20 protein-coding genes and 1 rRNA gene are annotated in these 25,052 nt (G+C 64.2%); 10 read left to right on the forward strand and 11 right to left on the reverse strand.

From position 1 onward, the window contains the following. Positions 1-895 precede the first annotated feature (895 nt). The gene (locus WFK36_RS16775; RefSeq protein WP_336793044.1) at positions 896-2,134 is read left to right on the forward strand and encodes a hypothetical protein; all 1,239 of its coding nucleotides are present in this window, start codon (positions 896-898) and stop codon (positions 2,132-2,134) included. On the opposite strand, the gene WFK36_RS16780 is transcribed toward WFK36_RS16775, so the two are convergent. Then, entirely contained in the window at positions 2,114-2,563 is a 450-nt protein-coding gene (locus WFK36_RS16780; RefSeq protein WP_336793045.1) for a pyridoxamine 5'-phosphate oxidase family protein, read from the reverse strand. The genes WFK36_RS16775 and WFK36_RS16780 overlap by 21 nt on opposite strands. Before the next feature lie 415 nt (positions 2,564-2,978). On the opposite strand from WFK36_RS16780, the gene WFK36_RS16785 reads away from it, so the two are divergent. The 4 genes from WFK36_RS16785 (at position 2,979) to WFK36_RS16800 (ending at position 9,544) form a co-directional block, all read left to right on the forward strand. Beyond that, positions 2,979-4,136 carry a DNA cytosine methyltransferase gene (locus tag WFK36_RS16785; protein WP_336793046.1) on the forward strand — a complete coding sequence of 386 codons (1,158 nt, stop codon included), beginning with the start codon at positions 2,979-2,981 and terminating at the stop codon, positions 4,134-4,136. Further along, on the forward strand, positions 4,126-4,908 hold the full coding sequence (locus tag WFK36_RS16790; RefSeq protein ID WP_336793048.1) for a GIY-YIG nuclease family protein: 783 nt from the start codon (positions 4,126-4,128) through the stop codon (positions 4,906-4,908). Before WFK36_RS16785 ends, WFK36_RS16790 begins: the two co-directional genes overlap by 11 nt. A 129-nt stretch (positions 4,909-5,037) precedes the next feature. After that, positions 5,038-6,555 (forward strand): ATP-binding protein, encoded by a 1,518-nt coding sequence (locus WFK36_RS16795; protein ID WP_336793049.1) that lies wholly within the window; start codon positions 5,038-5,040, stop codon positions 6,553-6,555. A gap of 43 nt (positions 6,556-6,598) precedes the next feature. Continuing rightward, positions 6,599-9,544, forward strand: a complete 2,946-nt coding sequence (locus tag WFK36_RS16800; RefSeq protein ID WP_336793051.1) for a Z1 domain-containing protein — start codon at positions 6,599-6,601, stop codon at positions 9,542-9,544. Positions 9,545-9,563: 19 nt separating this feature from the next. On the opposite strand, the gene WFK36_RS16805 is transcribed toward WFK36_RS16800, so the two are convergent. Together WFK36_RS16805 and WFK36_RS16810 are read right to left on the reverse strand one after the other, a co-directional pair. Continuing rightward, positions 9,564-10,325 (reverse strand): HNH endonuclease, encoded by a 762-nt coding sequence (locus WFK36_RS16805; RefSeq protein ID WP_336793053.1) that lies wholly within the window; start codon positions 10,323-10,325, stop codon positions 9,564-9,566. Further along, complete coding sequence (locus WFK36_RS16810) at positions 10,322-11,443, reverse strand: nucleoside triphosphate pyrophosphohydrolase (RefSeq protein ID WP_336793054.1); 1,122 nt, start codon at positions 11,441-11,443, stop codon at positions 10,322-10,324. Before WFK36_RS16810 ends, WFK36_RS16805 begins: the two co-directional genes overlap by 4 nt. A gap of 102 nt (positions 11,444-11,545) precedes the next feature. Here WFK36_RS16810 and cynR point away from each other — a divergent pair, with 102 nt between their 5' ends. After that, positions 11,546-12,439, forward strand: coding sequence for a transcriptional regulator CynR (gene cynR / locus WFK36_RS16815; RefSeq protein WP_336793055.1), 894 nt, complete (start codon positions 11,546-11,548; stop codon positions 12,437-12,439). Positions 12,440-12,558: 119 nt separating this feature from the next. Beyond that, the gene (locus WFK36_RS16820) at positions 12,559-13,059 is read left to right on the forward strand and encodes a DUF4822 domain-containing protein (RefSeq protein WP_336793057.1); all 501 of its coding nucleotides are present in this window, start codon (positions 12,559-12,561) and stop codon (positions 13,057-13,059) included. 6 nt (positions 13,060-13,065) lie between these two features. Here WFK36_RS16820 and WFK36_RS16825 read toward each other — a convergent pair whose 3' ends face one another. After that, positions 13,066-13,956, reverse strand: coding sequence for a LysR family transcriptional regulator (locus tag WFK36_RS16825; RefSeq protein ID WP_336793058.1), 891 nt, complete (start codon positions 13,954-13,956; stop codon positions 13,066-13,068). A 73-nt stretch (positions 13,957-14,029) separates the two neighbouring features. Here WFK36_RS16825 and dapA point away from each other — a divergent pair, with 73 nt between their 5' ends. Next, positions 14,030-14,932: a 4-hydroxy-tetrahydrodipicolinate synthase gene (gene dapA / locus WFK36_RS16830; RefSeq protein WP_336793059.1), complete on the forward strand. Its 903-nt coding sequence runs from the start codon at positions 14,030-14,032 to the stop codon at positions 14,930-14,932. A 534-nt stretch (positions 14,933-15,466) separates the two neighbouring features. Further along, entirely contained in the window at positions 15,467-15,901 is a 435-nt protein-coding gene (locus WFK36_RS16835) for a DinB family protein (protein WP_336793089.1), read from the forward strand. A gap of 104 nt (positions 15,902-16,005) precedes the next feature. Here WFK36_RS16835 and mfd read toward each other — a convergent pair whose 3' ends face one another. The 5 genes from mfd to WFK36_RS16860 form a co-directional block, all read right to left on the reverse strand. Then, entirely contained in the window at positions 16,006-19,566 is a 3,561-nt protein-coding gene (gene mfd, locus WFK36_RS16840; RefSeq protein ID WP_336793060.1) for a transcription-repair coupling factor, read from the reverse strand. 59 nt (positions 19,567-19,625) lie between these two features. Continuing rightward, on the reverse strand, positions 19,626-20,750 hold the full coding sequence (locus tag WFK36_RS16845; RefSeq protein ID WP_336793061.1) for a Dyp-type peroxidase: 1,125 nt from the start codon (positions 20,748-20,750) through the stop codon (positions 19,626-19,628). Further along, a complete protein-coding gene (locus WFK36_RS16850; protein WP_336793063.1) occupies positions 20,747-21,265 on the reverse strand; it encodes a copper chaperone PCu(A)C in 519 nt (172 codons plus the stop codon). Before WFK36_RS16850 ends, WFK36_RS16845 begins: the two co-directional genes overlap by 4 nt. A gap of 373 nt (positions 21,266-21,638) precedes the next feature. Further along, a complete protein-coding gene (locus WFK36_RS16855) occupies positions 21,639-22,229 on the reverse strand; it encodes a hypothetical protein (protein WP_336793064.1) in 591 nt (196 codons plus the stop codon). Positions 22,230-22,245: 16 nt separating this feature from the next. After that, positions 22,246-22,767: a GNAT family N-acetyltransferase gene (locus tag WFK36_RS16860; RefSeq protein WP_008381973.1), complete on the reverse strand. Its 522-nt coding sequence runs from the start codon at positions 22,765-22,767 to the stop codon at positions 22,246-22,248. 42 nt (positions 22,768-22,809) lie between these two features. On the opposite strand from WFK36_RS16860, the gene WFK36_RS16865 reads away from it, so the two are divergent. Further along, positions 22,810-24,180, forward strand: a complete 1,371-nt coding sequence (locus WFK36_RS16865) for an amino acid permease (RefSeq protein ID WP_336793066.1) — start codon at positions 22,810-22,812, stop codon at positions 24,178-24,180. Here the strand turns inward: WFK36_RS16865 and WFK36_RS16870 are convergent. Together WFK36_RS16870 and rrf are read right to left on the reverse strand one after the other, a co-directional pair. Further along, positions 24,149-24,883, reverse strand: a complete 735-nt coding sequence (locus WFK36_RS16870; RefSeq protein ID WP_336793067.1) for a TetR/AcrR family transcriptional regulator — start codon at positions 24,881-24,883, stop codon at positions 24,149-24,151. The genes WFK36_RS16865 and WFK36_RS16870 overlap by 32 nt on opposite strands. Positions 24,884-24,967: 84 nt before the next feature. Further along, positions 24,968-25,052 (reverse strand): 5S ribosomal RNA (gene rrf / locus WFK36_RS22820); the annotation flags it as partial.

The following is a 25,052-nucleotide window of genomic DNA, read 5'->3' on the forward strand; positions in this document are numbered from 1 at the left end:
ATCGAGTGCGATCGCCGAAAGTGCTATACCGTTCAAGCGACTCGGGACCTTTGGCCCTACGGTCTCTCGGCGCGTCATTGAGACTCGCCGTCTCGGTTATGAATCTGTGCTGTTAGCTGTTGGTTTCCCTGAGTGGAGGCTCTGCGACGTGACGCACAGGCGGTCCGCCGTTGAGCCGTTGCCGTCAGCAGCGGCGTGATGCCGGCGCGCTGTCGTTCAGCGGCGAGGCGGAGGCACGCAGGGCAGGTCCACAGGGCACCTGTCGATCCGTCGGGATGGACGAATGAATCGGGGTATGGCGCGTTAGCCCAACGTGGCGGGTAGTTGTTCGGCCCCCACGCGTTCGGGTCGATCCACCGGGAGCGCTTGTCGCAGTGAGCGCAGATCGCGCGGTAGCGGCCGGACTTCGAGGTTTCGACGTTGGCGATCATGCCGCGTCCGCCTCGTCGTCATCGACATCGAACTGACGCACGGGGAAGGGGCGGACGACCGGCTTGTAAAGCAAAGGTGCGTGGCAACAAACGTGAACCGACCAGCGGTTCGGCAGTGACCTCCGACAGCACCACTCATCCAAAGGCGGGTGGTGCCCGTCGGCTGTCACGTGGTGCCGGGTCACCAGCCCGGCCAAGTGCCGCTGCGAGTCTCCCGCGGCTCGCACTCTCACCCGAGGAACGAGCAGTCTTTAGCGGGTTCGCCTGACTGCAGCGCGCTATCGACTTGTCAAAGAACCTCTGTCGCCAGCATCAACCGGAAACTAGTTAAATGATATAGATCACCTATGACAAAAACGTACGTTCGATCTTCCATCCTCGAATAGACGACCAAACACGTTGCACTGGAACCTATTTCGACGATCCCAGTAGTCTTTCCACCCGCGCTACTCGATGATTACTCGGTGACGACTCCCACCGAGGCACGCCCCAGCCCGTCCCGCATCCGTGCCGCTCTGGCGTTCGTAATGATCGCCGCCGGGTTGATCCTGGCTCCGGTCGCGACGATCGGGTCCTGGGCTCACTCACATCTGGTCGACACGGAGCATTTTGTGTCGACTTTCGCCCCGCTGGCCGACGACGTCGCGGTCCAAGACTTCGTGGCGGACCAGATAGTCGCCCAAGTGGAGAGTCAGGTTGATGTTCCAGGCCTGGTCGGCGGCCTCTTCACAGGAGCCAGTAACAATGGGGCACCGCCTGCACTGCAGTCTGCCCTCGACGCTTTGCAGGGGCCGGCCGTCGCGGGCGTCCGCTCGCTGATGAGCGCGACCGCCGAGCGACTGGTTCGCAGCTCTGAATTCTCAAAGCTCTGGGAGTCGAGCCTGAGGTTGAGCCATCGGCACGTAACGGCGGTGCTGGATGCCGATCCCGACCACGCCGTACAGCTTTCCGACGGCGGTGACCTGACACTGCGCATCGAGCCGTTCGTCGAATCGTTGAAGTCGATCCTGATCGATCGTGGACTGACATTCCTAGATCGGGTCGACGTCCAGGTGCAGCCGGTTGTGATCGTACAGTCCGGCGACCTCGGGACTGCCCGCTTGGTCTACCGCGACGCAGTCGTCGCAGGCTACTGGTTGCCGTGGGTCTCGCTCTGCCTGCTGGCCGCCGGCGTGCTGGTCGCGAATCGACGCCGGCGCGCGCTGTCGATCACGGCCGCCATCTTCGCGGTGTTGTTCGTGGCGCTCGCCATCACCATCCATTGGGCCGGTCTGGCATTCGCGGACGCGATAGGCCCCACCTACGCGCCTGCCGCGGTGGCAGACGTCGTATTCGTCCAACTGACCGTCCTTGTATCAACGACGGTGCGCGTGTTGGCGGTTCTCGGGGCCCTCGTAGCCGTGTCCGCATGGTTCCACGGACCGTCACGTTTCGCCACGGCCCTCCGCACCGTCGTGGGCTCGGGCTTCGCCCGTGTCCGCGCTGCGCTCGATCAAAACGGCGGCGACACCGGCGCGTTCGGTCGCCTCATAGACCGATTCCGGTCGGTGATCGTCGGCGGAGCAACAGCTTTAGGCCTTGTGTTGCTCGTCCTGCTGAGGCCGGTGACGATGAACTCCATCGCGTGGCTGTTCGTGTCCCTCGCGTTCCTGTCAGTGGCGCTGGAGTTGGTGCGCCGTCCGTCAGCCGGCGAAGTCGAATGACCTGACGCGGTCCGCGTGGACGACGACGATCATCGCTCCGTCTTCCGTGCTGTTCTCGCCGTACTGCGCGCCGATATCGGGCCCGAGGTATCGAATGGCGATCCGCTGCATCACTGCGATGTCCGGCGGAAGGAACGTCACCCGGCCTTCGATGCTGACGTAGGCATAGCCGTCGACCTCCTTCTGGACGGTAAATGTCGCCCGCCCTGCCTTGCGCAGCAGCTTGGCCTTCAACGAGTTCTCATCCATCCAGACGAAGACGTCGCCGGCTTCGTCCACGTCGTACCAGATCGGAACGGCAAGCGGCGGGTTAGACTTCCGCTCCACAGCCAGCACGCCGACGTGAACGTCACGCAGAAACTCCTCGGCCTGTTGCTTGCTCATCTCCGGCATCGCGGTCCCTTCGACGTAGGTACGTACTTCGATCATCACCACAGATTGCGCTGCACGTCCACCGATCGGGCGACACTGCGTGAGAACTGCTCACGAGCCCGGTCAACTTCCGGGGCCGAGGTGAGCGTCTATTCCTACCCGCGTCGCGACCCGGACGATCTCCAAGCTGAGGCGCTCGCGCCCAGATTCGAATGCGACCTCCTCCGCGAGCTCGCCCAGCCGCATCCGCAATTCGTTCGGATCCCATCTGCGACAATCCGCAACCTCGATTGTCGCCGTCCGTCGAACTGACTCAGTCATATCGACTCTGTACACGGTCATGACGTCCCCCTCGCCTCGCGTAACGGCATGGAACCACAGAGGTACGACAAATCGGCCAGCCACGTTCTGGTTGCGGATCCACTGCTGCCGCCGAAACCGATTTGTCGGTGGCGATCGGTACCATTCACCCATGACCCCAGGCGACTACACAGCACTCGAGTTCTTTGCAGGAATCGGATTGGCGCGCCTGGGGCTCGAAGATGCAAACATCGCCGTGACCTGGGCTAACGATATCGAGTCCGACAAGAAGGCGATGTACGAAGGCCATTTCGGTTCAGCACCTGCCGACGAGCACTTCCGCCTCGATGACCTCGGAAACGTCCACGCCTCGGACCTTCCTTCCGGAGCATCCATCGCCTGGGCATCCTCGCCCTGCACCGATCTCTCACTCGCCGGAACTCGAACCGGACTTCGGGGCACTGCGTCCGGAGCGTTCTGGGAGTTCACCCGAGTTCTCGGCGAGTTCCCACTCGACGAACGTCCGAAGGTCGCAGTGCTTGAGAACGTCGTCGGGCTCGCAACCTCTCACGGCGGCGAGGACCTCGCCGCGGCGATCCGCGAGTTCAACAGTCTCGGATACTCCGCGGATGTCCTCATGATCGATGCGCGACGGTTCATTCCGCAGTCTCGGCCGAGGCTTTTCATCGTGGGCACGCAGAATCCCCCTGCGGCTCAGCAGCGGTCCTCTGAGCTCCGCCCGGACTGGTTACAGCACGTGTTCGGAAACGACGATCTGAGGACTCACCGCGCGGTGTTGCCTGAGCCTCCCGCACCCCTCACTCGAGGTCTCGGCGCGTATATCGAAGAAATGTCGGACGACGATCCCCGATGGTGGGACGAGGCTCGATCGGCAGCGTTCTTCGACTCCATGTCGGCGATTCAGACAGAGCGAGTCGCAACGCTGAAGGCGTCACCTGACGAGCACTATCGAACGGCCTACCGGCGTACTCGCAACAGCGTCGCAGTCTGGGAGATGCGCGCTGACGAGGTGTCCGGTTGCCTACGCACGGCCCGCGGCGGCTCATCCAAACAGGCCGTCGTCAAAGCTGGGGACGGCCGAGCTCGCGTTCGTTGGATGACCCCCCGCGAATACGCGAACCTGATGGGCGCCGTGCAATACAACCTGTCGGGTGCACGGACGAACCAAGCGCTGTTCGGTTTCGGCGACGCCGTCGCCGTACCAGTCGTCGCATGGCTAGCGAAGAACTACCTCCGCCCACTGCTCGACGGCAGCCTTGCGGAGGTCGAGGACACCGCGGCCACGAGCGGAGCGATCCGTGGCGAGTAAGGGTTCAGGCGTCAATCCGTCGAAATCGTCGACGGCACCGTCTCGAAGCGCCCTGCCCGCACCCGATGTTCAGCGGTTCCGATCGAGACTCGGCGAGTTTCTCGACGAGCGCGACGACTGCGGCCGCAAGTGGGCGGACTCGCAATGGGGCGTGTACGCGTTCTACGACTTCGATGGCGAGCCGATCTACGTCGGCCAGACCAATGAGCAACTGCGGACACGTGTGAGACGCCATTTGACGAACCAGCGCACCGATGCAGTGGCCATGCGTGTTCTTGATGTGATGGAAGTGGCTGAGGTCGAGATCTGGCCGCTCTGGCACCTCGCCGAGCAGGCGGAGGGCGGAAAGGAAGCCCGGGACCAAGCTCGGCGTGCACTCGACTCGTACGAGTACTCGGCCTACTTGAAGGCGATTGAGGCATCGAAGTTCAAAGCGATCCTCAACGAGAAGATCCCGCCGGTGTCTCCTCGAGTCGAGATGCGTCCGTCTCTGCGGTTCTCCCTGGTCTCCGAGGCTGACCGACGAGAACTCGGCCACCCCGACATTCGGATCGCCCGGCGAGCCGAGACGATCTCGCGATTGTCTGACGTCGTTCGTGAACGAGGGGAGGTCTCCGATGGCCTCCGACGAGTCCTCGTCATCCAGGCGATTCGATTGGCATTCCTGTCCGCAGAACGCCTCGCGTACGTCGAAGGACGACCTTCGCCCTCCCCGACTGCGATCGACTCCCTCGAACTCATCGGATCGGTCCTGAGCGACGAGTCGACCTGACTCGACTCGGTATCGCTTCACTGTCGCCCGAACAGCCGACATGCCACTGACCTGCAGATCAGATTGTCGGTATCGTCACGTAGGGTCGCGTTCGTAGTCTCAAGCACGGGCGAAAGGTCGAGTGTCACTGTGAAGGCCGACTGGCAGTACGACGTTCCGACGACTGGAACCATCACACTGCCGCCCGACTCCCGCTATATGGAGGCACTGACCAGCCAGGGTTACGGCTTCGAATCCGCGGTCGCCGATCTCATCGACAACTCGATCGACGCCGGAGCCAAAGACGTCGTCGTGCATTTCTTGCGCGACGCCGACCGCCTCGTGAGTCTGCTCATCATCGACGACGGCAACGGCATGAACTCCGCCGAACTCGATATCGCGATGACCGTCGGCGGCAGGCGCAACTATAAGCCCGGATCTCTCGGCATGTTCGGCACCGGACTGAAATCAGCGTCGCTGAGCCACGCGGGCGCCGTCACGGTCGCCACGCGGACGAAGAGCTCTCGACCTGTTGGGCGCCGGTGGGTGATGGACAATGCGAAGGCCGGGTTTCAGTGCGACATCGTCGATCCCGCGTACGCGCAATCCCTCATCGACCGATACGCCGGCTGCCCGATCCAGTGGCAGGGCACGGTTGTGCGGTGGGACAACGTCAAGGACTTTCCGCAGCATGGCGGCTCCGGCCAAACGGACCGATACCTCACGAAGACAATCGCCAGACTGGCACGTCACCTTGGGCTTCAATTGCACAGGTTCCTCGAGTCGCCTGACTTCAACATCACGATCGCCGTCGAGGACGTCGCAACAGGGACCGAGTACTCGAACTACGGAGTCGAAGCTCTCGATCCGTTCGGGTATCCGACTCCTGGGCGGGCCGACTATCCGAAGAAGTTCACGACAGACGTCCCCGGCGTCGGCCAGATCCAGATGCGGGCTCACATCTGGCCGCCCAAATCGAACCTGGAGTCGTACAAGGCCGTCGGCAGTGTCATGGACCGCCAGGGGCTGTACTTCTATCGAAACAACCGTCTGGTGCAGGCGGGAGGGTGGAACAACTTCCGGCAGCCTGAACAGCACTTGTCACTCGCTCGTGTGGAAGTCGAACTGCCCGACATCGAGAACGACGTATTCAGACTCACCGTCAAGAAGGACGGGGTCGAGGCCGCACCCGCATTCGCCACCTCGCTCGAGCAGGCAGTCGACGACGACGGAACGTCGTTCGGACAGTTCACGATGGATGCCCAGGATGTCTACCGAACGGCCCAGAAGCGATCCGTCGCCGCCAGGAAGCCCGTGATCAAACCTGGCAGCGGTATCGCGAAGGGCGTCAAGGACTCATTCGCCGACGAACTGGAGTTCATCGTTGGAGAGGATCCCATCGAAGTTCGGTGGGCGAGTCTGAAGTCGGGCGAGTTCTTCGAGATCGATCGCGACAAGCGCGCGATTCATCTGAACAAGAAGTACCGCTCCGCGATTCTCGGCGGCCGGGACGGATCACTCAACGACGCGCCCGTCATCAAGACCTTAATGTATCTCCTGCTACACAAGGCGTTCGAGCACGAGTACAGCGGCTCGCGAGAGAAGGACAACATCAGCCTTTGGCAAACTGTCCTCTCGTCTGCTGCCGAAGCCGAACTCGATCGCTGACCGGCTGCCTCAGCCGCGCTCACCAACTACGAAGGATCGCTCAGTGACCGGACAAGACCCGATTCTGCTCGAACTGCATGCCGCCGCGCTCTCCGACATGAAGGCGACGCGACCAAAGAATCTCGATCGGGCTCTCCGTTACCAAGCTGAGGACATCGCGGGTGCTGAACACATCGCGAGTTCGGCGGTATTCCTCGGTGCGCTCGCAGTCGCGACCAAGGACGACCCTCTGGTCACCATGTGGGAGCAGGCTCTGCGCACCTGGGATTCCGAAGTCGGCCCGTCGTGGTCGTCGAGCGAGATGAACAGCAGCGCTCGACGTTCCGATGCATATGAACTCTTGGGCATCGGAAGCGCACTCCAGGAGCACCTCCGTGAGCTGGTGCCCGTCATGGCCGGGGAAAAGCCGGTGGTGATCAGCGACGAATTCGACCCATGGTACAAGGGCAACGCCCATCACGGGCGCCCCTTCTACTGGCCCTCGTACCGGAAGCTCCTCGAAGACAAGGGGTGGACCCCAGACGCTGTGACAGGGTTGGATGCGGCATCGGACGCCGTAGTTTCACGCCTTTCGGACCCGACCCGAGAGGAGGCGTACCAGTCGAAAGGGCTTGTCGTCGGATACGTCCAGTCGGGCAAGACCGCGAACTTCACCGGTGTGATCGCGAAGGCGGTCGACGCGGGCTACCGCCTGGTGATTGTCCTCGGCGGTACATTGAACCTGCTTCGAGGACAGACGCAGCGCCGTCTCGACATGGAGCTTGTCGGCCGCGAGAACATCGTCCGCAATGGCGGCGAGTTCGAATCTGATTACGCCGACGACCGGGCCTGGATCGAGGATGGATTCGTCAGCTTCGGTGCATACCCGTCGACCCTCGGAGGATTCGACATCGTGCGGATGACCACACGAGACGATGACTACAAAAGTCTTCTCCACGGGATTGTGGCTCTCGAGTTTGAGAAGTCAGAACCGACGAAACCGCTGTACGACGCACATAATCTACACCGCTCGAACGCTCGCTTGATGGTTGTGAAGAAGAACAAGACAGTACTCGCAAAACTGGTCAAAGATCTCTCCAAAATCAGGACGCCCCTGAATGAGATTCCGGTCCTCATCGTAGATGACGAGTCCGATGAAGCCTCGGTTAATGTGCGGGACCTCCGCAAGCCGAACGCTGAACGCACGGCGATCAACCAGAAGATCTCAGACCTCCTGAAACTACTCCCGAGATCCCAATACGTCGGCTACACGGCAACACCGTTCGCCAACGTCTTCATCGACCCGAGCGACTCCGAGGACATCTTCCCGAAGGACTTCATCGTCTCGCTTCCCGAGCCCGAGGGTTATATGGGCGTCAACGCGTTTCATGATGCAGGCTCCGACATTCCACTGACAGAGCGGACCGTCGTCAACTCCAACGAGAAGGCACACGTTCGTGATGTCCCCGCTGACGACGACGATTCGGCACTTCGCGAGGCAATTGACGCCTTCGTTCTCGCCGGCGCGATCAAGATGTACCGTGAAGACAACGGCTACAAAGCAAAGACTTTTGAGCATCACACGATGCTCATTCACGAGTCGATGCGGATGGCCGACCACCGCGAGCTGCTAGTCAAGACGAAGCGCCTGTGGTTCGATTCCGGATACGTCGGCCCGGCAGGCCGCGAACGTCTCCGCAAGCTGTTTGACAACGACTTCGCCGCGGTGTCCAAGGCAAGGGCCGATGGATACCCAGTGCCGTCGTCCTTCGACGATATAGCCCCATTCATCGGTCCAACCGTTCACAACATCGGCGGCAACGAGAACCCTGTCATCGTCGTCAACGGCGACCGCGACATCGAGACCGGCGTCGCAGACTTCGATAAGCGCCGAATCTGGAAAATTCTGATCGGTGGACAGAAGCTCTCGCGCGGATTCACCGTCGAGGGTCTGACAGTCTCTTACTTCCGTCGAGCGCCCGGCGCCGCGGCGACTCTCATGCAGATGGGTCGCTGGTTCGGATTCCGCGAAGGCTACCGCGATCTCGTCCGCTTGTACCTCGGCCGCAGTGAGACACTCGGCAGACGCGAGGTCGACCTCCTCGATGCGTTCGAGGCGATCTGCCTGGACGAGGCCCGGTTCCGTGATGAGCTGTCACGGTACGCCGATCCGGGGGAAGGCAAGGCGCAGATCACGCCGGCTCAGGTCCCGCCGTTGGTCTACCAGCACCTACCGTGGCTGCCACCTGTCGCACGCACCAAGATGTTCAATGCCCGCCTCGCAGAAATTAGCTCTGCCGGTGATTGGCAAGAAGTCCGCGCATACCCGACGAAGAGTGCCGACATCCGTCACAACTTCAATGTTTGGGCACCGCTACTTGAACGCGTTCGGCCAGATCTGGTAGAGTTGGCAGCGGTCGATCCTAATAGCGGCCGAACTGAACGCCTCTCGGCTTTCGTAGCGCCAATTTCAGCACAGGCGGCACTCGATGCTTTCGAGAGGACCCTATGGCTTCGCGATGACACATTCCTCCCCCACCTTGAGTTCTTGCGCAGAGCGACCGCCGAACGGAAGATCGACGACTGGCTCGTCGTCGCTCCTCAACACACAGCGCAGGAGCAATCCGCTTCAATCTCAAGTGACGTGCGGTATTCGTGGTTCGCACGTGACTACCGGAGCGATACGGGCCAAACCTTAGGAGCCGTCAGTTCAACCCATCATCGCCCGGCACTACTTCGCATTGCAGGAAATACTGCGATCGACGGCAGACCTGAAACTGAGCGCCTCGCAATTCCTCGACGCGGAGTAATCGCACTATTTCCCGTCGTAACAGCGGAAAATCGGGACCGACTGGTGGTTAGCGATTCCTTCAATCCGGGTGAGACGATCATGGCGTTCGCATTCGCTGCACCCACGTCTGCCCGTGACACTGACGGGACAGTGATCAGGTTTACAACCATCGATGCGTCCAAAGGGGCATCTCCAATCATTGACGCCACTCTCAAGTAATTCGAACTTAGCGCGAGTCCTATGGCCCTACAGCCGAGCCATGCAGGCTGACTATCTCCACGAGTTCCTCCGGGGTCTTCCACGGCCGACGGCGGTGGATCATGGCGTGACAGTTGGCACACACCACGATGAGGTCATCGAGGGTGTTCACAACCTCATCAGTGACGTGCAGCGGCACGATGTGGTGAACGTGCGCGTATCCCTGCCCAAGCGCGCCATACTTCGCTTCGAAGTCGAACTGACAGATCTCACACGCCAAGCATCCGTTCCTCTGGAGCGCATGATCGATCTTTCGCTGACGCAGCTTGGGGTCCCGCTCTCGAAATGTCGCAATGCGACGCCTCACAGCACCTTCGACGGCCGACGCCGGTCCATCCTCATAGATCGCGTCAAGATCGATCGCGCCGTCCTCGCCGTCGAGATCCGCATCAACGGCCAAGAGCGCCGGTTCCGCCCGGAACCGTGCAGCAAGGGCGCGCATCAGCGTCGGATTCTGAACGTACGCCTCGACAACCGCGGCCGTGACCCGACCACCGCGCGTCTTCTTACCTGAGTACTCCGGATGAGCAGTCCGGAGGTCTTCGAGTTTGCGCTGAAGCGAACCCACACTCCGAAACTTCAGGTCGTTCGCAAGCAAGGGATTCGCATCACGCAACAGGCTCGATAGTTCGATCGCCCGCTCGTCGGACTGCCGGATCGTGCCCGACCAGCCAGCGGCAAATTGCACTCCCCCAGCGACGACAATCTCGGGCCATGTCCAGTCCGGCTGTTTCCCGCTCACTCCTCCGCAGCACTCCACTTCTCGACGACGACTACCGGCGGGACGGCGCCGACGGCGATGTCCTTGACCTTCTTAGGCTTTTTGCCTGCGACGATGGGGTCCTTGTCCAGGGAGACGTCTTCGTACTCGACGTCGTCTTCGGCGGGCTCGTCGACAACGACGACGGGGATCTCGCCGGTGTCGGTGAGGTCATCGCCGAACAGCGACTCGTCGTAGTCCATCCCGAGGTACTTGCGCCAGGTGTTCTCATCGCGGAGCGCGACGCCGTCGGCGGTCGCGGCCTCCTCCGCGGCACGCACGAGGTCCATCAAGACGACGGCTCGGCGACGTTGCTCGTCTTCCACGCTGGTGGTCGCGTGGCGACGGAACGGGACGTTCACCGAGTAGAGCGACGGACTGACGGCGACGATCGGGAAGTCGGCGCCCGCGAGTCTCTCGAACAGCTTCTGCGTGAGCGCGAGTGCGGGCTGGGTCGTGACGATTCCGTCGAGAACGCTCCCCTTCGCCCGCTCAGCGGCTTTCGCGGCCTCCCACTCCTCAATCTGCCGTTCGAGGTCGGCGTGCTCGCCGTCGAGAACTCCGGGGGTCCGATACGACACCTTGTCGACAAAGCTCTGGGCCACGTCGTCGATGTCGAATGCACCGTCGGCCGAATCCTCCGCGATGCGCGCGTGGAACAGCACCTGGAGAAGCAGATCGCCGAGTTCGGAGCGCAGGTCGTCGCGGGTCCCCGACTCAATCGCGTCGAGCAGTTCGTAGCACTCCTCCAGCAGGTAGCGGCGAAGTGAGTCGTGCGTCTGACGCTGCTCCCACGGTCCGGTGCGGCGCAGGCGATCCATCAGATCCACCGCCCGCATCAACGGCGCTCCGCGCACCACCTCGCCCTGCACCACACGCTCCCCCGCCGCAATCCGGGCCCGGACTACCGGATGCGTCGGGTCGGAGGTGAGGACGGTCTCCAGCTTGCGCTCGTCGGTGCCGACAAGAACGTAGTCGGTCAACTGCCACAACAGATTCGGGTGTACGTCCTCGGTGACGGCGACCGTCGTCGACAGCAGCCCGACGGCGCCCGCCGGCACCAAGTCGGGGCGCGACGGGTCGAGCAGAACGACGGCCATGATCAATCCTCCACGCAGACTTACCAGTTCGTAGATGACCCTAGTCGGTGAACGTCGCCGGTCAGCCCTTCAACGGCGCACGACACGAACTATCGTCGACGAATGGAGTTGCGGCACATCCGATACCTGCTCGCCGTGGCCGACCACGGCAGCTTCACACGAGCAGCGGAGTCGCTCCACATCTCCCAACCGACGCTGTCCCATCAGGTCCGCCAACTCGAGAAGGCGCTCGGTGTCGTCCTCGTGGACCGATCAGGCCGCACAGTCCGACTGACCGACGCAGGCGAGGCGTACGCCCATCATGCACGGCTCGCGATGCGAGATCTCGCAGCCGGACGACGGGCGGTCGACGACGTGGTCAACCTGTCCCGCGGGCATCTCCGCGTGGCGATCACGCCGACGTTCACGGCGTACCTCGTCGGACCGCTCATCAACCGTTTCCATGCCGCGCACCCGGGTCTCACCCTGACCATTCGCGAGGCCACGCAGGACGCCATCGAAGCCGCCCTCGTACTCGACGAGATCGATGCCGGCATCGCATTCGGCGCGCCGCATGCACCGGGAATCGTCGCATCAACCCTGTACACCGAGTCGCTCAGCCTGGTCACGAACGCCGACCATCCGCTCGCGTCATCGTCGGTCACACTGGAGCTCCGCACAGCGATGCGGCACCCGCTTGTACTCCTGACCGACGATTTCGCGACCCGCCGACAGCTCGACGCCCACTTCGACGCACACGACGCGCCTCCGCGGGTGACCGTCGAAGTGAGCTCGGTGAGCGCATTGATCGAAGCCGTCCGGAGCGCACCGCTCCTGACGGTGCTTCCGTACGCGATCACGCTGAATCACCCTGAACTAGTGAGGATTCCAGTGACTCCCCAACTCCCGACGCGAGACGTGACACTGTTGCGCCGCGACTCCGACTACCAGTCGAGCGCATCCCGAGCGTTCGACGCGATCGTTCGGGAACTCGTCGCAGAGCACCGCGGTGCATAGACGTCATCTATCAGGACCATCGAGAACCGGTCTTTGACGCTGCCAGGAAAATTCCGGATCGTGGAAGTTACCTAGTCACGAGGCGGCTCCCGTCCCCCTCATCGCTTGAAAGGCACCCCATGAAGCTCTCCCGGATCCTCGCCGGCACCGCTGCGGCAGCCCTCATCGCAGTCCCGCTCGCAGCGTGCAGCAACAACGACAGTTCAACCTCCGCCGACTCGACGACGTCGTCTGTGGCGGCGCAGGACGTGACCCCGTCGTCGACCGCGTGGGAGACAACCGGCGCCAAGGACCAGAACGGCAAGGACGTTCCGCTCACCGACAAGTCGGCATCCAACTACGTCGGGTTCGCCTACTTCAACGCCGACGGCACCTTCCAGATGTACACCCTGGATGACGCACCGAAGATGCAGGGCGACTGGAAGGTCTCCGCGGACGGCAAGACCCGCACCATCGTCTCGAAGGACGACAAGGGCACGGTCAAGTTCACCCGCGACTCCGAGATCATCACCCTGACCTCGTCCGAGTTCACCTACCGCACCTACCCGGTGGAGGGCGACAAGACCACCTACGTCGACATCATCCACACCCCGACCGACCACGCACAGCCGAAGGCCTGAGCCGCATCACTGTCCGAGCGCGGCCAGAACGGCGCGCAGCGCGGGATCGTCTTCCGCGCTGCGCCGCCACGCCGCGTACACCTCGCGGCGAGGCGCGTGACGCAACGGCAGAATCGCCACGCCCTCGGGAACTGCGGGACGAGCCAACCGCGGAATCAGCGCGACCACCCCTCCCGATGCGACCAGAGCGAGCTGAGTGCTGAAGTCGTCGACGGAATGCACAACGTCGGGTTCTGGGCCGTCACCAGCGAACATCCGACGGAACCACTGGTGACAAACCGTTCCGGGAGGGCTCGTCACCCACCGACAGCCGTCGAGCGAATCCAGGCCGACGGGCCCCTCCAGCTCGGCGAGCGGATGGTCGGCAGGTACGGCGAGATCTCCGACGTCGACGTGCAGCAGCGACGGCCGCACGCCGGCGGAGACCGGAGTGGGGACACCGTCCGCGTCATGGACCAGCGCGAGATCGGCGCCACCGGACTCCACCGCGTACACCGCCGGAACCGGATCGGCTTCGGTCACTTCAACCCGCAGGTCGGGGTAGTTCCGCCCGAGTTCAGCCAACACCGGTGCGACGATTCCGCGGACAGCCGTGGAGAACGACACGATCCGAAACCTGCCACGCGGAACTCCGGCGTCCGCCGAGCGCGCAGCCGACATCGACCGTTCCAACGCCTGCACCACCATCGGCGTCGTCTCCACGAGTGCACGCCCGGCAGGAGTGAGCACCACCCGACGGCCCGCAGGGGCGATCAGTTTGACGCCGACCTCCGTCTCCAAGCGCTTGATCTTCTGCGAGATCGCGGACGCCGTGTAACCGAGATCGTCTGCCGCACGGTTCATCGTCCCCAGATCAGCCAGTGCACGGAGCGCCTGCAGAGCGGATACGTCAATCATGAAGCGATCGTAAACGTTGACGCCAAAAACTGTTCGCTTGTCCTGGACAGTCAGCGCCCGGACCATAGTGGGTATGACGACTCCTTCCGCGCGCGCATTCGGCACCAACCTGGTGGCCATGCCGACACCGATGCACTCCGACTTCTCGCTGGACGACGCCGGAATCACCTCGCTCGTCAAGCACCTCGTCGACACCGGCTGCGACGGCATCGTCGTCGCGGGCACGACTGGTGAATCCCCCACCCTGAGTGAGGACGAGCTCGTCCGTCTCATCGAGCTCGCTGTGGCCGCAGCCGCCGGTCGAGCGAAGATCGTCGCAGGCGTCGGAACGAATGACACGGTGTCGAGCGTCCGCCGTGCTCGCCTCGCAGCCCACGCAGGCGCCGACGGTCTCCTCGTCGTCACTCCCTACTACTCCCGTCCGACGCAGTCCGGGGTCGTCTCCCACTGTTCCGCGATCGCCGACTCCACCGACCTCCCCGTGATGCTGTACGACGTCCCCCACCGCACCGGTCTGGCGATGACGCCAGCCACACTCATCGAACTCGCAGGTCATCCGCGAATCCTCGCCGTGAAGGACGCGACAGGCGACATCCCCCGTGCAATGGCGATCATGGCGACGTCGACGCTCGAGTTCTACTGCGGCAGCGACGAACTCAACCTCCCGTTCCTCGCTGCGGGCGCCATCGGCATCGTCAGTGTTGTCGGCGCGGTCATCGCAGCCGACGAGGCACGCCTCATCGCGGCCGTCCGCATGGGCGACCTCGTCTCCGCCCGGTCGGTCAATGCCGCGATCATCGAGACGACTGCCGCCCTGAACGGCGCGGCGCCCGCTCCCGTCACCACGAAGCTGGCTCTGGTCGAGCTCGGCGTCATCGCCTCCGCCACGGTTCGCCCGCCTCTGGAGCAGGCAACCGGGGCCGAAGCCGCACTCGTGCTGGCCGCCCTCAAGAGTCGCGTGCCGGCGTCGGCGTGACAAGTGGGAGTAGGGTCGGCGGATCCTCGTCACCGAAATCCGACGCGTCACCGAGAGTTGGCACAGCCTGCTGACCCCACGCAGAGGTTCGGCGACCGCAGCGATTCTCGATGGTCTCGCGCGCCAGCCCGTCATCGAATCCGCATACGTCCGCCGGGAACTCGGCGTCAGCGAATCCGCGGCCGCGCGAGCACTGAGAGTCCTGGAAGACTCCGGGGTGGTCGTCGAGTTCAGCGGTATGAGGAGAAATCGCTGCTGGCGCAGTGACGAGATTCTGTCCGCACTCGACGGCTTCGCCCACCGAGCAGGCCACTCGACTGACCCAACCCACCCCGGACTCGTGCACCGCAAGCGTTTTCGCGGAAGTCGAGGATTGCCCGGAGACGATGCTCGTAACGTCGAACACATGGAAACCTCAACAGCGATCCTGCGCGTCCTCGATCAACTCGCCGATCTCCTCGACCGGACGGCCGACAGCCCCCGACCGCATCGACGCCGTGCACCGACTTCGACGTCGCCGGGCTGCGTGCTCACATCGTCGGATGGCTCACGGCTTTCACCGACGGTTACACGTCCGACGATCACCTGTGCAGCGACCCGCAGGCCGTCGCCGTTGACGGCAGCGGAGCCGACCAGGTTCGGCGCTGCGCCGCACGGCTCGCCGAAGTGTTTCCCGCGGCGCTGTCGAATCCGCTCAAGATCGGCGACGCCGCCATGCCCGGCGACATGGCCGCATCGATGATCCTGTGGGAATACCAGGTGCACGGGTGGGACCTCGCGCACGCCGCCGGCGTCAGCTGGTCGCCGGCTGACGACGGCGTCGAAGCGTCGTTGGCCTTCGCTCCCGGCATGCTCACACCCGATTTCCAGGGCGAAGGCAAGGCGTTCGGCCCACGGGTGGACGTCGCTGACGACGCGCCCGCCCTGGAGCGGCTCGTCGGCCTGTCCGGGCGTGATCCTCGCGTCTGACCGCCGACCGGCTATCACTCGACTGACTGAAATCGTCCCCGAGGGCGTCGTCCGAGGGCAGGCCGCCCTCGGACAGTGCTCTCAGGGACGATTTCAGTCACGCGTCACTCCACCGGCAGGATCGCGCGAAGGAACGCGACGAGGTAGTCGACGAGTTCGGTGTCGCGGAGTCGTGCCGATCCGACACCCGCGGTGCGCGGAATCGGAAGCGTCACAACGTGCGTCGTCGCCCGGTAGTTGGCCGACGAGTACATGCGCTTGAGGCGTACCTGCTGGCTGTCGAGGAGGATCATCGGCGCCACCCGGACCGACTGCCCGGCCAGCGTCACCTCGGTGATCCCCCGTTCGCGGCACCGGAGTCGGAGGCGGGCGATCGCCACCAGTCGCAGAGTCTCCTCCGGCGGCGGACCATACCGGTCGTTCAGTTCGGCGACCACCTCGTCGACGTCGGCGTCGCTGGTCGCCGACGCCAGCTTCCGGTACGCCTCCAGGCGCAGCCTGTCGGCTTCGACGTACTCGGTCGGGATGTGCGCGTCCACCGGCAGATCGATGCGGACCTCCGCCGACTCCTGCGACTCGACGACCTGGCCGTCGGCCGCCGCCCGGTACGCCTCGACGGCCTCGCCGACCAGGCGCACGTACAGGTCGAAGCCGACCCCGGCGACGTGGCCCGACTGCTGTGCGCCGAGCACATTGCCCGCGCCGCGCAGTTCGAGGTCCTTCAGCGCGACCGCCATGCCTGCACCGAGCTCGTTGTTCTGAGCGATCGTCGCCAACCTGTCGTAGGCGGTCTCGGTGAGCGGCTTCTCCCCGCTGTACAGCAGGTAGGCGTATCCGCGTTCGCGCGATCGACCCACACGACCGCGCAGCTGATGCAGCTGCGAGAGGCCGAAGTTCTCGGCGCGGTCGACGATCAGAGTGTTCGCGTTGGAGATGTCGAGACCGGTCTCGATGATCGTCGTGCAGACGAGCACGTCGTATTCACGGTTCCAGAACGCGTCGACGGTGCTCTCGAGCTGGTCTTCGCCCATCTGCCCGTGTGCGACGACAACCCTCGCCTCGGGCACCATGTTCGCGATGTCCTTGGCGACCTTGTCGATCGTCGACACTCGGTTGTGCACGAAGAACACCTGACCGTCGCGCAGCAGCTCGCGGCGGATGGACGCGGCCACCTGTTTCGCCGAGTACGCCCCGACGTAGGTGAGGACGGGGTGCCGTTCCTCCGGAGGCGTGAGGATCGTCGACATCTCGCGGATTCCGGCCATCGACATCTCGAGGGTTCGCGGAATCGGCGTCGCCGACATCGTCAACACGTCGACGTGGGTGCGCAGCGACTTGATGTGCTCCTTGTGCTCCACGCCGAATCGCTGCTCCTCGTCGACGACGACCAGACCGAGGTCCTTCCAGCGGACACCCGTTTGCAGGAGTCGGTGGGTGCCGATGACGACGTCCACTTCGCCTTCGGCCATCTGCTTGATGATCTCTTTCGACTCTGCGGCGTCGGTGAAACGCGACAGGCCCTTCACCTTGACCGGGAAGCCCGCCATGCGGTCGGTGAACGTCTGCAGGTGCTGGCCGGCGAGAATGGTCGTCGGGACCAGCACCGCGACTTGTTTGCCGTCCTGCACGGCCTTGAACGCCGCTCGGACCGCGATCTCGGTCTTGCCGTAACCGACGTCGCCGACGATCACCCGGTCCATCGGCACCGGCTTCTCCATGTCGGCCTTGACCTCGGAGATCACCGTCATCTGGTCCATGGTCTCGGTGTAGTCGAACGCGTCCTCCATCTCCCGCTGCCACGGGGTGTCAGGACTGAACGCGAAGCCCGGCGCCGCATGCCGTGCCGCATAGAGCTGGACCAGCTCTCCCGCGATCTCACGAACGGCCTTGCGCGCCTTACGTTTTGTATTCGCCCAGTCGGAACCGCCGAGCTTGCTCAGTGACGGCTGCTCTCCACCGACGTAGCGCGACAACTGGTCGAGGGATTCCATCGGCACGAACAACCGGTCACCCGGCTGGCCGCGCTTGCCCGGCGCGTACTCGATGACGAGGTATTCGCGACGTGCGCCGGAGACGGTGCGTTCGATCATCTCGACGAACTTGCCGATGCCGTGCTGGTCGTGGACCACCATGTCGCCCGCGGTCAGCGCGAGCGGATCGACCTGGTTGCGACGCTTGGCGGGGAGCCGCCGTCCGTCCTTCACACTCGCGACGCGCGCACCCGTGATGTCGCCCTCGGTCGCGATGACGACCTGGGCCGACGGGAACACCACACCTCGTCGCAGTGTCCCGTGGTAGACGCCGACCGCATCGGTCGGAGCGTCGTCACCGGCGTCGACGAGCCGAGCCGGCACCTCGGCCTCACCGAGACGTTCGACGAACCGGACGGCGGTCCCGCGTCCGGCTGCGACGACGGCCGCGTGTCCACCCGCGGCCACCTGTGCCCGCAACGACTGCATGAATGCGGCGAGTTCCTTCTCGTCACCGTGCGGCGCGGGGCCGGGCGCGACGTCGAGCTCGAGTTCGTCGCCGGAACCTGTCGCGAGTGGGCTCAGCGTCCACCACTTGTGGCCTGCGGCGAGGGTCGCCGACTCGACATCGTCGACACCGCGATAGGCACTAGCCGTGAGGTCGATCGCACGAGCGTCGACGGGGGCGTCGGCGCCGAGCGCCGCAGCGTTCCACGACGCCTCGAGGAACTCCTCGCCGGTCCGTGCGAGATCGGTCGCACGTGTCCGGACCTTCTCCGGGTCGAGGACCAACACGCGGATCCCCTCGGGCATCACCTCGGTCAGCAGTTGCATGTCGCCCTCGACGAGCGCCGGGATCAGCGCCTCCATCCCCTCCACCGGAATACCGACGGCGAGCTTCGTCAACATCTCGCGCAGGCTCTCGTCCGACGTGGACTGCGCCAACTCGTCCGCGCGGTCACGCACCTGCGCGGTCAACACCAACTCACGGCACGGATGGATCTGTACCGTCGACGCGTTGATCTCCGGCTGTGTCCGCTGGTCGGCGACGGAGAACGCGCGCATCTCCGTGATCTCGTCGCCCCAGAACTCGACACGAACCGGGTAGTCGGCAGTTGTCGGGAACACGTCGAGGATGCCGCCGCGCACCGCGAACTCACCTCGCCGTCCGACCATGTCGACACGTTCGTACGCCATCTCGACGAGTTGCTCGATGAGCACGTCGAATTCGAACTCGACGCCTTCGGTCAGCGCGAGCGCCCGGAGGCCGCCCAGCCCCGGAGCCATCGGTTGCACCAGGGACCGGACGGTCGTCACGACCACCTTGAGCGGGTCTGTTCCCGGTGACGCGAGTCGATGCAGCACCGCGAGTCGCGCGCCGACGGTGTCGGCGCTCGGCGAGAGTCGCTCATGCGGCAACGTCTCCCACGACGGGAACTGTGCGACGCTGCTCCGGCTGGGGAGCAACTCGCTCAGTTCGGCTGTAAGGTCGTCGGCTTCCCGGCCGTTGGGCGTGACAACCAGCACCGGAGCCGCGTCGATGTCGGCGAGAGCTGCCACCAGGAACGGCCGCACGGCGTCGGGTGCGCTCACATCCAGGCGCGTTCGATCCGCCCGCTCTCGGACCGACGCGAACGCGCCGTCCCGCAGAGCGAGCGGAGTCAGAGCGGACAGAGACGATTCCGAAGTCGACACTCGGATCATTCTATTCGCCCGCTCTGACACTGCCGACTCACGCGACCGTGCCGACCGCCTCAGGCGAAGAGCGTCTCCCCGAGATACTCCTTCGGTCCGGGGAGCATCGCGTAGACCGCCGAACCGATGGGGGTCGTCCACTCGTTGAGCGCGTCGTGGTCGGACAGCCGTTGCTGAACAGGCACGTACTGCACCAGCGGATCCCGCTGATACGTGGCGAAGATCAGGCCGCTGTCGGGCGGCGAGTCGTAGCTGTACGGCCTGCGCAGGAACTGCTCCCGATCGGACCTTTGATGCGCTCGTGCGATGTGCGACGACTCCGGGATCACCGGAACACCACCGCGGGTCGCCGTGAACACCGGCTCGTCGTGCTCGTCGACGCCGGTCAGAGGCGCCCCGTTGTCGAGCGTGCGTCCGGTGGACAGTTCACGGCCGCGACGGTCGAGCGCCTCCCAGGTGTCCATGTTCATCGCGATACGACGCAGGACGAGCGATGTGCCGCCTGCCAACCACTTCTGCTCGGCGCCGTCGTTCCACACCAGGTCGTCGTGCCTGTCATCGGCGGGTTGGACGGTGCCGTCGACCTGGCCGAACAGGTTCCGACCGTGGTGGAACCCCTGCTGCACCCACCTCAAGCGGGTTCGCCTGCGAACGGGCGCGATCACGGCACGGACCGCGTGCGCGAGCGACATCGGATCATCCGACGCGACGAGGACCACCAGATCGGTCTGTCCCCACTGCTCCTGCAGCCGGTCGATCGCGAATGCCGGAAGCGGCGCGAGCCACGACGGCCGACGCGCCGCCAGTGCAGCGGAGGTGAACGCGCCCGGCCCGAGGCCGACGGTCATCGACAGACGGGCCGGTGAGGTGGCGAGTTCCGGCTCGGTGTCGGAGAACCCCGGCTTTCCCTGTGTGAGGTTCGCGGCGTCTTGCGACCACATGCGCAGAATGCCATGCAGCGCTTGATGATCGGCCTTGTCGAGGAGATCGATTCCGATGTAGCTGGCGTGCGTCTGCATCGGTGTGACGATCCCCGACTGGTGTCGGCCGTAGAACGGCAGCGTCGACGCCTCCGGTTGCGGGGCCGACATCTCGCGCCCCGCGCCCACCGCCGCCGCTCCGACCCCGAGTCCGGCCAGCCCGACACCGCCGGTCAGGAGGGTGCGCCGCGATACACGACTCACTTGTGTTCCGACGGCGCGTAATTCTCCTGGTTGCCGTCGAAGTCGCGAGCGATCGCGTCGATGTTCGTGGTGGATCCGTCGGCGAAGCGGACGGTGACCCGAACCGAGTCGCCGGCCCGGATCGGCTTCTTCAACCCCATGAACATGAGGTGTTCCCCACCGGGGTCGAGCGTCAGCGATCCGTTCGCCGGAATGACGAAGCCGCCCGCCTTCGCACGCATGGTGGTGGTGCCGCCTTCGTCGATCACTTCGTGCAGTTCGACGCTGTCGGCGACGTCGCTCGACGCCGACACCAGGCGGACGTCCGATCCGGTGCTGTTCTCGAGCACACCGAATGCTGCGGTCATACCGCTGTCGGCCGCCTTCACCCACGGTTGCGAGACGCTGATCGCGTCCGCGTCTCGAGTGGTGTCGGCGGAGTCGGTGCCGCATGCTCCGAGCAGTGCGGCGGATGCGACGGCGACTGCCGCGAATGCAGTGATGCCGGCCGAGCGAATGAGTTGGCTGCGTGCCATGAGTTTCTCCTGAAATCTGCAAGTGTGTGTCCGCGCCGGACATGGTCCGGCGCGATGAAATCGCCCGTTCTCGTCTGCTCGTTGCCGGCCGCCCGCTCTGCTCGTCGAGCGAGCGCCACCCTGCGTGTTGAGCGCCGACGCTCCCACTGCTCATTGAGCGCCGACATTCCCACTGCTCGTTGAGCGAGCGAAGCGAGTCGAAGCGTCGTGACATGCCCGCTTAGTCATGGCTGTGTGAAGTCTGTCCGTCCGCGTCGAAGGTAGGCGCCCACTTCGACTCGCTTCGCGGGTCTTGAGCGAGCCTGCGAGACGAAAGGCGCTCAACGAACAGTCAGAGCGGACACGCTCAACAAGCGGTGCGGAGCGTGCTGGGTCAACGAGTGCAAACGAGATGGCCCACGGGCGGACCACGGATGCCCGCGGAGGAGAACACGTCTTGCGAGACGCTAGGTGGGAGGTCGACGAAGACCGGCTTCCACGAGACCTCGGCGACTACGGTCACTCCGGCCGCGAGCCTTGTCAGGTCGGCGAGCCGGGACGCGAAGGCGCGTTCGACGCGCTCGGCGAGGACGAGGACGACAACCACGACGGGCACGGCTATGGCGTGCCACGCGGTCATGCGTGCGTCCGGTAGAACCGATGAGCCGTGGCCGAGCATGGACAGCGCGAGGTGGGCGGCGATCTGGCCACCGACCACAGCGGATGCCGTACCGATCCAGTCGTTGTGGATGCGGCCGCGGGAGCGCCGTTCCTCGGTGAGGCGTACCTGGTTCGCTCGGACGACACCGACGACGATCGCCAGCGCCATCAGCACCAGGACGTGAGCGGTGGAGGGTCCGTGACCGCCGAAGCCTCCTCCGAGCACGTGCGCGGCGACCCCGAGGATCACCGACGCCGCAGCCGCGAGCACCCCATGAGTCGCGGCATGCACCGGGGACTCAGAGGTGTTCGGGCTGATCATCACCCATTGAGACTACCAATCACGCCTGCGTGTCCCCGGCCACCAAGGAGAGCTGCATGTAGACGCAGCCGAGCCAGCGGTCGAACTTGTACCCGACACCCGCGGAACGTCCGACCTCGGCGAATCCGGCCCGTTCGTGCAGTCTGATCGACGCGGGGACTTCGTCGGAGATGACGGCCATGATGGTGCGAACGACGGATGTGTCGGTCGCTTCGACCAGTGCAGCGAGAAGTGCGGAGCCATGGCCACGACCGGATGCTTCGGGCCGGAGGTAGATGCTGTCCTCCGCAGTCCATCCCCAGCCGGCCTTGCCACGGTAGGGCCCGAGGTAGGCGTATCCGATCACACCCGGCATGATGTCGGGATCCTCCGCGGCCAGGAACGGTCGGCCGGCATCAAGAGTCGCCGCGAGTTTGGCACGCCATTCGTCGACGTCGGGTGCGTCGTGGTCGAACGTGGCGACGGATGTCTCGACGTAATGGTGGTAGATCTCGGCGAACGCCTCGCAATCAGCGGGTTCAGCGGTGCGCAGAGTGAGCATCCGTTGATTGTCTCGTATGAACAGCCCGTTAGGCTCTAGTGAATGGGCGATTCCGCGCGAGATCACACTGATGCCGACGGGCACCTGAAGAAGGGGCTTCGACCTCGCCACCTCATCATGATGAGTCTCGGGTCCGCGATCGGTGCTGGACTGTTCGTCGGATCGGGACAGGGCATAACGCTCGCAGGCCCGGCTGCTCTGCTGTCGTACGCGATCATCGGTCTGATCATCGTGTCCGTGATGCGGATGCTCGGTGAACTCGCCGCAGCTGACCCGAATCCCGGCGCGTTCTCGTACTACGTGGGCAAGGCTCTCGGTCCGGGCGCCGGGTTCATGATGGGCTGGCTGTGGTGGATCCAGATGACCGTGGTCGTCGCCGCCGAGGCGTTGGCCGCTGCCGAGGGGCTGAACGGGCTGATCGGCGTTCTGCCGACATGGGCCTGGGCGCTGATCTTCATGACCGTCTTCAGCGTCCTGAACCTCAGCGGCGCGGCGCATTTCGGTGAACTCGAGTTCTGGCTGGCACTCATCAAGGTGCTGTTCATCGTGGTGTTTCTCGCGTTGGGCGCCGCGTACCTGTTCGGGTGGCTGTCCGAACCCTCCCCCGGCTTGAGCAATGTCGGCGAGATCATGCCGAACGGGATCGGCGGCATCAGCGCGGCGCTCCTCGTGATCGCATTCGCCTTCGGCGGCATCGAGATCATCGCCGTCGCGGCCGCAGAGACAGACGACCCCGGCCCGAGCGTCACCAAGGCGATCCGCACCATCGTGTGGCGGATCCTGATCTTCTACATCGGCTCTGTGCTCGTGATCATGCTGGTGCTGCCAGTCGGAGACGAGCGACTCGAATCGGGTCCGTTCGTCGGTGTCCTGGAACAGGCAGGCCTTCCAGCCGTCGCATCGGCGATCGGGGCCGTCATCGTCATCGCCTTGCTGTCCTCGATGAATGTGAACCTGTACGGCGCCTCTCGCATGTTGTTCTCGCTCGGCGCGCGGCGTATGGCGCCCCGTACTGCGATGCGCACCGCAGACAACGGTGTCCCGTGGGTCGCTGTCCTCGCGAGTGTGCTTGTCGGGTTTCTCGTCGTCCCCGCGACGTACTTCTGGGGCGGCCAGGTGCTCGACAAGCTGCTGTCGCTCGTCGGCTCCACACTGCTCGTCACGTGGATGGCGATCACGGTTGCACAGATCGTCCTCCGACGCCGCGCCGAGCAGGACGGCGCCACACTTCCGATGAAGATGTGGGGCTACCCGTATCTGTCGTGGCTCACGTTCGCGGCATTGGTCGGCATCGTGGTGCTCGGGCTGACGACCGACGCAGTGCGCGGTCAGATCATTTCGACCGCAGTTCTAGCGATCCTGTTGTGGGGCGCCGGAACGATTAGTCACCGTCGTTCGATGCGTTGGTGGTAGACGAGTTCAAGTTAGGGTGAACCGTCGCCTGCGTCGACTCCTTGTACTCGGAGTCGACGAGCACGGGTTCCGGGTCGAGTCGAGTGAGACCGTTCCAACACAGGTTCACCAGGTGGGCTGCAACAACTTCTTTCGCGGGCTCCCGAACGTCGAGCCACCACTGGGCGGTCACCGACACCATCCCGACGAGGGCCTGCGCATAAAGCGGAGCGAGTTTGGGATCGAACCCGCGACGGTCGAAGTCGCTCGCCAGTATGTGCTCCACCTGGCTTATCGCATCGTTGAGGAGACTCGAGTACCGCGTGTCGCCGTCTCCGCCGGGTGACTCGCCACGAACGAGGATCTTGAACCCGTCAGTCCGTTCCTCCATATAGGTCAGGAGAGCCAGCGCCACCTGTTGTATGCGGTACAGGGATCGATTTTGTGTGAGCGACGCCGTGACCATCTCCAGCAGCTTGTCCATCTCGCGGTCGACGACGACCGCGTACAGACCTTCCTTGCCGCCGAAGTGCTCGTAGACGATCGGCTTGGAGACGCCGGCCCGCTGCGCGATCTCTTCGATCGAGGTTCCTTCGAAGCCTCGCTCCGCGAACAGGCCGCGTGCCACTTCGATGAGCTGGAGACGTCGCTGTGCACCCGTCATTCGAGCTCGGGGAGCCTTCACCACGTCCGCGGCGCCTTTCGCCGGCCTGTCGATCGCCATGGGGCCAGTCTATCTGTCTGACAAGTAGCAGATAGTATTCGAGCCCCTCAACCACAAGGGTTGAGGGGCTCGAATATATGTTGAGTTCGGCGGTGTCCTACTCTCCCACACTGACTAAAGTGCAGTACCATCGGCGCTGGAGGGCTTAGCTTCCGGGTTCGGAATGGGG

Source organism: Gordonia malaquae, assembly GCF_037148075.1.
Classification (GTDB): Bacteria; Actinomycetota; Actinomycetes; order Mycobacteriales; family Mycobacteriaceae; genus Gordonia; species Gordonia malaquae.

Excerpts from the sequence above, each read along its gene's own strand:
- WFK36_RS16780 (WP_336793045.1), bottom strand. The coding sequence starts at position 2,563 with ATGATCGAAGTACGTACCTACGTCGAAGGGACCGCGATGCCGGAGATG.
- WFK36_RS16785 (WP_336793046.1), top strand. The coding sequence starts at position 2,979 with ATGACCCCAGGCGACTACACAGCACTCGAGTTCTTTGCAGGAATCGGA.
- WFK36_RS16810 (WP_336793054.1), bottom strand. The coding sequence starts at position 11,443 with ATGGCCGTCGTTCTGCTCGACCCGTCGCGCCCCGACTTGGTGCCGGCG.
- cynR (WP_336793055.1), top strand. The coding sequence starts at position 11,546 with ATGGAGTTGCGGCACATCCGATACCTGCTCGCCGTGGCCGACCACGGC.
- WFK36_RS16820 (WP_336793057.1), top strand. The coding sequence starts at position 12,559 with ATGAAGCTCTCCCGGATCCTCGCCGGCACCGCTGCGGCAGCCCTCATC.
- WFK36_RS16825 (WP_336793058.1), bottom strand. The coding sequence starts at position 13,956 with ATGATTGACGTATCCGCTCTGCAGGCGCTCCGTGCACTGGCTGATCTG.
- dapA (WP_336793059.1), top strand. The coding sequence starts at position 14,030 with ATGACGACTCCTTCCGCGCGCGCATTCGGCACCAACCTGGTGGCCATG.
- WFK36_RS16850 (WP_336793063.1), bottom strand. The coding sequence starts at position 21,265 with ATGGCACGCAGCCAACTCATTCGCTCGGCCGGCATCACTGCATTCGCG.
- WFK36_RS16860 (WP_008381973.1), bottom strand. The coding sequence starts at position 22,767 with ATGCTCACTCTGCGCACCGCTGAACCCGCTGATTGCGAGGCGTTCGCC.
- WFK36_RS16865 (WP_336793066.1), top strand. The coding sequence starts at position 22,810 with ATGGGCGATTCCGCGCGAGATCACACTGATGCCGACGGGCACCTGAAG.
- WFK36_RS16870 (WP_336793067.1), bottom strand. The coding sequence starts at position 24,883 with ATGGCGATCGACAGGCCGGCGAAAGGCGCCGCGGACGTGGTGAAGGCT.